This is a genomic window from Roseovarius tibetensis (genome assembly GCF_050896375.1).
GTDB classification, from domain to species: Bacteria; Pseudomonadota; Alphaproteobacteria; order Rhodobacterales; family Rhodobacteraceae; genus Roseovarius; species Roseovarius tibetensis.
Map to the genome: position 1 here is coordinate 1 of NZ_JBPBBB010000069.1, position 9,099 is coordinate 9,099.

The window sequence follows — 9,099 nt, forward strand, 5'->3', positions numbered from 1 at the left end:
CGCTCAGTGAACGAGTAACACCAGCTATGAAGAAGCAGGTGGACGCCAGTTCCTACACCATTTCCCGGGACACTACCGCACTCGCCCGAGGATCGCGCTGAGTTCAAAGTCATCGCCAGATATCTGTGAGACCGCCCATGCTGGAAATCCTTGCCGACCGGACCTATCGCCATCTTTTCGCCGCGCAGGTCGTGGCGCTTCTGGGCACGGGGCTAGCTACCGTTGCGCTGGGGCTTCTGGCCTATGATCTGGCGGGCGACAACGCGGCGATGGTGCTGGGCACGGTCTTCACCATCAAGATGGTGGCCTATGTGGGCATCGCGCCGATCGCTGGCGCGTTCGCGAACCGGGTGAACCGCCGCGCGTTTCTGGTCGCGCTGGACTTGGTGCGGGCGGTCGCGGCGCTCTGCCTGCCCTTCGTCACCGAAGTCTGGCAGGTCTATGTCCTGATCTTCCTGCTTCAGTCCGCTTCAGCGGCGTTCACGCCGACCTTTCAGGCGACCATCCCGGACGTGCTACCGGACGAGGCGCGCTACACGCGCGCGCTGTCGCTGTCGCGGCTGGCCTATGACCTCGAGAACATCGTCAGCCCGATGCTGGCCGGGCTCCTGCTGGCGGCGGTGAGCTACAATTCGCTCTTTCTTGGAACGGTGGTGGGGTTTGCGGCCTCCGCGGTGCTGGTCGTCTCGGTTCTGCTGCCGTCGCCGAAACCGTCCGAGCCGCGCGGTATCTACGACCGCACGACGCGCGGCATCCGCATCTACCTCGCGACACCGCGCCTTCGCGGACTGCTGGCGCTGAACCTCGCCGCCGCTGCTGCGGGCGCGATGGTGCTGGTCAACTCGGTGGTGCTGGTGCGCAGCACGCTGGGGCTGGACGCATCTGCGCTGGCCTGGACGCTGTTCGCCTTCGGCGCCGGCTCGATGCTGGCCGCGCTTGCGCTGCCGAAGCTGCTCGACCGCGTGCCAGACCGACCGGTGATGGTCGCCGGCGCCGCGCTCATGGTGCTGACGCTCGTCTTGCTGGCCGGAGAGGTTGCGACCCTTGGGCTCACCTGGGCCTTCCTGCTTGGCGCGTGGCTGCTGGTGGGCCTGGGGTATTCGGCGGTGCTCACACCCTCAGGCCGCCTGCTGCGGCGTTCCGCCCATCCGGAGGATCGACCTGCGCTCTTTGCTGCCCAGTTCGCGCTCAGCCACGCCTGCTGGCTCGTGACCTATCCGCTTTCTGGCTGGCTGATGACGCAGTTCGGGCCGGTCGCAGCCCTCGGGACGCTGGCGGCGCTGGTGGGCGTCGGCACGCTATCGGCACTTCGCCTCTGGCCAAAGGAGGATCCAGAAATCCTCGAGCACAGCCATGACAACTTGCCGCTCGACCACCCCCATCTCAAAGGCGCGCGGCGTCACGCGCACCCGTTCGTCGTGGACGATCAGCACCCCCGTTGGGCGTCACATCTCTGAGCGACCGTCAAATGCGGGGCTCAGGCTGCCTGATAGCTTGAGAACGGCTCTGTCGTGCCGTCACGACGGATAAGGTAGACGACATAAGCCTCTCGTTGTGATTCGGGCCCCATCCCCGGCGAGCCGTAGGGCATGCCCGGCACTGCGAGACCGACTGCGTCGGGGCGCTCCACCAGCAGACGGCGAACGTCGGCAACAGGGACGTGGCCCTCGATCATGTAACCATCCACGCGACCCGTATGGCAGGAGACCATCTCTTGTGGGATGCCGTTGTCCAGCTTGTAGCGCATCAGAAGCGTTCCGGCGCTCGCCTCGGTCATGACGACGAAGCCGTCGTTTTCGAGGATTTCGATCCAGGCCGAGCAGCAGCCGCAGTTGGGGTCCTTCATCACGTGGATCGCCGGTCCGCCGCCTTGAGCCAGCGTCCTCAAGGGCGACGCAGCCACAAGCGCAACTACGCCGAGCAGAAGCGTGCGGCGGGAAAAAGTTTCTTGGTTCATCTGATCTTCCTTTCGAGATTGCATGTGTAGACTGACAGGTCAGAGATCGATCCGTCTCAGCCGCAGGGCGTTGGAGATCACCGAGACTGACGACAGGCTCATGGCTGCCGCAGCGATCATCGGCGAGAGCAGAAGGCCGGTGACAGGGTAAAGCAGACCTGCCGCGATGGGGACGCCAAGGGCGTTGTAGGCGAAGGCGAAGAACAGGTTCTGGCGTATGTTGCGTAGCGTCGCCGTTGCCAATTTCCGCGCCCGCACCAGCCCCACGAGATCGCCGCGCATCAGCGTGATGCCCGCGCTTTCCACGGCCACGTCCGCACCGGTGCTCATGGCGATACCGACATCGGCGGCGGCGAGGGCCGGCGCGTCGTTGACCCCGTCGCCGGCCATCGCCACCGACGCGCCCTTGGCGCGGAGGTCCTCGATCAGTTTCTGCTTGTCTTGCGGAAGGACACCGGCGCGGACTTCGTCGATGCCAAGCTTGCGCGCGACCGCCTCGGCCGTGCGCCGGTTGTCGCCCGTCGCCATGATGATGGTCAGACCAAGCGCGTGCAACTCTCGGATCGCGCCTTCGGTGCTGTCCTTGATCGGGTCCGCGACGGCGACGATGCCGGCCAGCGTGCCGTCCACGGCGACATACATCGCGGTCTTGCCCTCGGACCGGAGCGCATCTGCGGCGTCGTCGGAGGTGTCGGTTGCGACACCGATCTCCTCCATCATCGCCGCATTGCCGAGCGCGACCTTGCGCCTGTCCACTGTCCCGCGCACGCCCTTGCCGGTGACGGCATCGAAATCCTCGACGCTCTCCGGTGTCAGGCCGCGATCCTTCGCCCCGGCGGTGATCGCCTCCGCCAGCGGATGCTCGGAGCCGCGCTCCAGCGCTGCGGCGAGGCGCAGAACCTCGGTCTCGTCATGCCCGTCTTGGGCCACCACATCGGTCAGCCGCGGCTTGCCTTCCGTCAGCGTGCCGGTCTTGTCGACGATCACGGTGTCGACGCGGGCCATGCGCTCCAGCGCCTCGGCATCCTTGATCAGAACGCCGGCCTGCGCGCCGCGGCCCGCGGCGGTGGTGATCGAGATCGGCGTGGCGAGGCCCAGGGCGCAGGGGCAGGCGATGATCAGCACCGACACGGACGCGGCGATGGCGAAGGCCAGCGCCGGATCGGGGCCGACGGCAAGCCATGTGACGAAGGCGATGATCGCCACGGCGACAACGCTCGGCACGAAGACCGCCGCGACGCGGTCGGCGAGCCCCTGGATCGGCGCACGCGAGCGGCGCGCGCCCGCCACCATATCGACGATCTGCGCCAGAACCGTGTCGGCCCCCACCTCGGTCGTGCGGATCGCGAGGGTGCCGTTCTTGTTGATCGTGCCGCCGGTGACGCGGTCGCCTTCGACCTTCTCGATCGGGACCGGCTCGCCGGTGATCATGCTCTCGTCCAGCGACGACCGGCCCTCGACCACCTCGCCGTCCACCGGCACGCTGTCGCCGGGGCGCACGCGCAGCATGTCGCCCTCCATGATGTTCTCCAGCGGGGCGTCGTATTCGGATCCGTCGGGCAGCATGCGGCGCGCGGTCTTGGGCGCGAGATCCAGAAGCGCTCGGATCGCGTCGCCGGTGCGCTCGCGCGCGCGCAACTCCAGCACCTGACCGACGAAGACCAGCGTGATGATCACGACCGCGGCCTCGTAATAGGTGCCGACGCCGTCGCCCATGCGGTACTGATCCGGGAACACGCCCGGCGCGAAGGTCGCCACCAGCGAATAGAGATAGGCGGCGCCGACGCCGAGGGCGATCAGCGTCCACATGTTGGGCGAGACGGTGCGGATCGAGTCCCAGCCGCGCTTGAAGAACGGTTGCGCCGCCCAGAGAACGATCGGCGTGGCGAGCACAAACTCGACATAGACCGACGTCTGATGCCCCAGCCAGCCCCGCACGTCGAGACCGACAAGCTCGCCCATGGTGATGATCATCAGCGGAACGGCCGCCGACGCGCTGACCCACATGCGGCGGGTGAAATCCGTCAGTTCCTCGTTCGGCTCGTCAGTTGGGACCATCGGCTCCAGCGCCATTCCGCATTTCGGGCAGGAGCCCGGCTCGTCGCGCACGATCTCGGGGTGCATCGGGCAGGTGTATTGCGTCCCGGGCTGGGCGCGCCGCCCGGCCTTTTCGGCATTGCCCGAGGCGTAGAACCAGGGATCGGCGTCGAACTTATCTCGGCAGCCGTCAGAGCAGAAATGGAATGTCTCGTCGCCGTAGTCCCGCTGTCGCGCGCCCTCCTTTATCTCCACTTTCATGCCGCAGACCGGGTCCGTCGCAGTCCCGGTATTCGGTGCGGGGTCTGTTTTGTCCTCGTGATGATGCGGTGACATGCGTGTATTCTGTCCTTTCAGCCCTGAAATGGGGGGTCTTTCGTTGCAATATCAAGTGGCGGGCACCCGAGCAGGCGTTGACGGGGTCCACGGTGCCACAAGACGGATCGCGGACGCGCCGGGGTTTGCTGCCGCGTCCGCGACCGGCTTCACCTGATCTCGGTCACGGTCAGTTTGCCCTCGACCCGGTCGGCCACGAACTCGATCTCCTGCCCCTCGGACATGCTGTCGATCATCGCCGCGTCGGCGCGGAACACCATCGTCATCGCCGGCATGTCGAGCTTGGCCAGAGGGCCGTGCGTGATGGTCACCTTGCCTGCCTCTGCATCGATCTTCTTGATCGTGCCGGTCGTGTATTCGACCTCGGCCTGCGCCATTTGGTCCCCGACGGCGATCGGCCCGTGCATGCCGGCCTCGTAGTGACCCGGGATCAGGCAGGCGAATTCGAACGTGCCGGCATTGGCGAATGTCCAGATCACCTCGCCCGAGGCGCCCGCATCCAGTCGGACAGAGTTGGGATCGTCATGTTCCATCTCCATCTCGGCCATGGCTTTCTTGTGCCGTGCATTGCCTGCGACGGTGTCGATGACGAACTCGTGCTCCGTTGCGCCCTCGTTGATCACGTTGAACCGGATGGTCGCGCCTTGCTCGATATCCAAGGAGCGCGGCTCGAACAGCATCCTTCCGTCATCGGTTTCGCGCATGGTCACCTCGATGGTGCGGGTCACATCGGCCGGATCACCGGGCATGCCGACCTTCATTTCGGGCGCCATGCCGGAATGATCGTGGTCATGCTCTCCCGCCGAGAAGGCCGGCGCAGCAAGGGTGAATATCAGGGCGGTTGTCAGAAGAACATTTCTCATGGGTTTTCCTTTGGTTCTGTTGGTTTACCGACGGGATATCAGCCCTTCGGGTCGTGTCTTGGTGTCAACACGGTGTTCGGGCTGGTGTTGGATGCGAATTCCGGCAGTTCACCGGTCCATTCATAGGCCTGCTCGCCCGGCGGATTCTCGTACCACCCGGGGTCGGAGTAATCGTCGGCCTCGATGCCGTCGCGCACTTTTACGATAGAGAACATGCCGCCCATCTCGATCGGCCCGTGCGGCCCCCAGCCCGTCATCATCGGGATGGTGTTGTCGGGCAAGGGCATTTCCATCCGGCCCATATCCGCCATTCCGGCCGTGCCCATCGCCATGTATTCCGGCTGAAACTCATGGATTTTCCGGGTGAGCGCGGTCTTGTCCACGCCGATATAGGTCGGCACGTCATGGCCCATCGCATTCATCGTGTGATGCGACTTGTGACAATGGATCGCCCAGTCGCCCAGATGATCGGCAGTGAATTCATAGGCCCGCATGGCCCCGACGGGGATATCGATGCTGACCTCCGGCCACTGGGCGCTCTCGGGCACCCATCCGCCATCCGTGCAGGTCACCTTGAAATCATAGCCGTGCATGTGGATCGGGTGATTGGTCATCGTCAGGTTGCCGACGCGCACCCGCACCCGGTCACCCTTGTTGACCACCAGCGGGTCGATATCGGGGAAAATCCGGCTGTTCCATGTCCACATGTTGAAGTCCGTCATCGTCATGATGCGCGGCACATAGGTGCCCGGGTCGATGTCGAAGGCGTTCAGCATGATCAGGAAATCGCGATCCACCGGCATGAAGGCCGGATCCCTTGGATGGACCACGAACATGCCCATCATGCCCATCGCCATCTGCACCATCTCGTCGGCGTGCGGATGGTACATGAACGTCCCCGACTTGATGAGGTCGAACTCGTAGACGAAGGTCTTGCCGGGCGGGATGCCGGGATGGCTGAGACCACCCACGCCGTCCATGCCCGATGGCAGGATCATGCCGTGCCAGTGCACCGAGGTATGCTCGGGCAATTTGTTGGTGACATAGATCCGCACGCGGTCGCCCTCGACGGCCTCGATGGTCGGACCGGTCGACTGGCCGTTATACCCCCAGAGATGCGCGGTCATGCCCTCTGCGAGTTCGCGCTCCACGGGTTCGGCGACGAGGTGGAACTCCTTCACGCCGTTGTTCATGCGGTATGGCAGGGTCCAGCCATTCAATGTCACGACCGGGTTGTAATCCGGCCCGGCGGAGGGGCGCGGTGTGACCTGCGTCGCCGCATTGTCCATGACCGCAGCTTCCGGCAGGCCCATGTTCGTGGTCTTGCCCCAGGCCCGCGACGAGACCAGTGCGGCTCCCGCGGCGCCGGCGCCCAGTAATTGACGTCTGTTCATCATGTCATCGGTCCTTTCAGTGACCTGCGCCGCCACCTGCGGCAAGTGTTGCAGCCGTGTCACCGGCCCCGCCGCTGCCGCCGCCGCCGCCGTAGATGGCTGCGGTCAGATCAGTCTGGGCCAGATAGAACTCACGCTTCGCGGTTGCGGCCTCCAGCGAGGCACTCAGCTTTTGGCGCACATCGGTCAAAAGCTCGAACGTGCTGGTGATCATGCCGTTATAGGACAGCAGAGCTTCGTCCTCGACAGTCTGGCGCAGCGGCACCAGGACATCGCGGTAATGCCGGGCAATCCGGTGGGACGCGTGATAGGACGCTGCCGCGCCCCGAGCCTCTGACCGGACATCGACGGCCTTTTCCGCAAGGACATTGGCCGCCTTAAGATAGGCCAGCTCCGCCTTGCGCATCCGGGCCTTGCCGGTGTCATAGATCGGAATGGCGAACTCCAGCTCGATCTGCGGGGTGGTTTCGGTCTTGATGTTGCCATCTTCGGACTCGCGCTCGGCCTCGAGACCGGCGATCAGTTCGAGATCGCTGACGATCCGGGTCCGGTCCGTCAGACCGAATGCCGCGGCCTGCGCGTCAAGCCCGAGCCGGGCCACGCGCAGATCGACACGGTTTTCGAGGGCCTTGCCTTCGATATTCGCCACGCCGCCCACCGAGGACGGCAACGCCGGCAAGGCATCGGGAACAAAATACGCGACCTCGTCGCCCCAAAGTCCCATCAGGCGGGTGAGGTCTTCTTTCGCGCGGGTTGCATCCAGCCTTGCCTGTGCCAGCTGCCCTGCAAGTTCCGCGTTGAAGGCCTGTTCCCGAGCCTGCCCCGCCTTGTTGAGCGCGCCGGTTTCCCCCAGCCTGAGGGCGAGCTCCGAGCCCGCATCCGAGGTCGCCTTGGCGCGTCCGAGATGGCTGACCGCCTCGAAGGCCGAGACCGCGTTGACCCAGGCCCGCCGCGTCCGGTTGGCGAGGCTGAGCGTGTCGTTCACCGCCTCCATCTGCGCGGCGCGGAACCTAACATCGGCCAGCGCCATCCGTTGTTTCCGGGTGCTCGCATCCAGCAAGTTCGTCCGGATCAATCCTTCGATCGCACGATATGCGCCCAGTTCGGCGGCACCGATGCCCAGCACCCCGATCGAGACGACCGGGTTTTCGGGTGTGGCCTCCTGCCAGGCCTCGGCGGCGGACAGGCCGACATTGGCATACGAGGCCTGCAACCCCTTGTTGTTGAGCAGCGCGACCTGAACCGCGGTATCCGCAGAGATCGTCTTGCCATGCACCATGCCGTGCACCTGCTTGCGCAGCGCGTCGTTCTCGGCCTGCGTTTCGGCGAAGGCCGTGCGCGTGCCGATGGCGGCCGCTGTCAGGTTCGAGACATTGGCAAAACCTGCCTTCGACTCCGTGAACATGTCTGGAACCGCGGTGGCACACGCCCCGAGCAGAAGTGGCAACCAGATGGCTAGAGAGAGACTGGAGGATCGCATCAGTTGCCCTCCGACTGTTCGTCATTGACCGTGTGCCAATCGCGGGGGCCTGTAGGTCCGCGATAGATATAGCCCGCCAAAGGGTCCCGGTATCCGAGAGGCGAGGACACGGTGGTGTCGGCAGCAGCCTGTTGCGCGGCCACGTTTGGAAGAGGCGTCGGCTCGTAAGCGCATGCGCCAAGAACAAGAGCCGAAGCCCCCGTCACAATTTGGATTTTCATAGAATGTCACCTGACTGATTTACGTAGGTCCCGCGCAAGACCATGCGCGCGGCGCAGACCCCGGTTCGGGGCCAATCTCAGCTCAGGTTCGTGGAGGGCGTTTCAGCAAGACCATCCGGATCGATGCGGATTGATCATCCTGCAGTCTGAAGGCATGTCTTTCGGCATCCTCGACAGCGTCCACTGCGGTCATGTCCACGACTGCGGACTGGCAGATGCCATCACAGCAGTCGTCTGCTGACGGGGTATCCGACGTTCCAGCATGGTGTCCGTGTGCGTCAACCTTGCGGTCTGATCGGGGCAGCTCATCGCGATGATGCGGGCAGTCATACGACGGAGTGGCGGCGGCGCCTTGGCGGTCGCCATGCATGTCGGCCGCAGCGTGCGAAATCGACGGAGGGACAGCTATCATGACGATAGCAATCAAGAGACACGCAAATGTCGATGCTCGTCCAAAGATGCCATCATGCCGACCCATGCATCACTACTGTTGAAAAGTAGGTCGCATGTCAACCTCTCCGCAGCGGGCAGCTCAGGCCGTGTCCAGAATTGTCATGCTGATGCGCCGCTTCGACTTCGCCTGGATGTCAGTATTTTGGCAGCGGACTCGTAAAACTGGCACCATAGCCTGATGGCGGCGAGTTTGATCATGGCCATGAAGCTTCGGGATGTTTTTTCGTACCCGGTCGCGATGCACCGAAAGGAGGCCTTGAGGCAACCGAAGAAGCGCTTGTTAGGCTCTGGACCCATTGATTTCAGGTGCGCTGCGTGATTCACGGCACCGAAAACGGAGCGGTGACATGTCTGATCT

6 protein-coding genes are annotated in these 9,099 nt (G+C 64.3%); 1 reads left to right on the plus strand and 5 read right to left on the minus strand.

The window, feature by feature from the left end; genetic code table 11:
- The first annotated feature begins 137 nt into the window (after positions 1–137).
- A complete protein-coding gene (locus ACROSR_RS19505) occupies positions 138–1,457 on the plus strand; it encodes an MFS transporter (protein ID WP_432687556.1) in 1,320 nt (439 codons plus the stop codon).
- Between the two features lie 20 nt (positions 1,458–1,477).
- Here the strand turns inward: ACROSR_RS19505 and ACROSR_RS19510 are convergent, their stop codons facing one another.
- From ACROSR_RS19510 to ACROSR_RS19530, 5 genes are all read right to left on the minus strand, one after another.
- Entirely contained in the window at positions 1,478–1,957 is a 480-nt protein-coding gene (locus tag ACROSR_RS19510; RefSeq protein ID WP_432687557.1) for a DUF411 domain-containing protein, read from the minus strand.
- 39 nt (positions 1,958–1,996) lie between these two features.
- Entirely contained in the window at positions 1,997–4,330 is a 2,334-nt protein-coding gene (locus tag ACROSR_RS19515; RefSeq protein ID WP_432687558.1) for a heavy metal translocating P-type ATPase, read from the minus strand.
- 149 nt (positions 4,331–4,479) lie between these two features.
- Positions 4,480–5,193, minus strand: a complete 714-nt coding sequence (locus tag ACROSR_RS19520) for a copper-binding protein (RefSeq protein WP_432687559.1) — start codon at positions 5,191–5,193, stop codon at positions 4,480–4,482.
- A 38-nt stretch (positions 5,194–5,231) separates the two neighbouring features.
- Positions 5,232–6,590: a multicopper oxidase family protein gene (locus ACROSR_RS19525; protein WP_432687560.1), complete on the minus strand. Its 1,359-nt coding sequence runs from the start codon at positions 6,588–6,590 to the stop codon at positions 5,232–5,234.
- A gap of 13 nt (positions 6,591–6,603) precedes the next feature.
- Positions 6,604–8,067 carry a TolC family protein gene (locus ACROSR_RS19530; RefSeq protein WP_432687561.1) on the minus strand — a complete coding sequence of 488 codons (1,464 nt, stop codon included), beginning with the start codon at positions 8,065–8,067 and terminating at the stop codon, positions 6,604–6,606.
- Positions 8,068–9,099 lie beyond the last annotated feature (1,032 nt).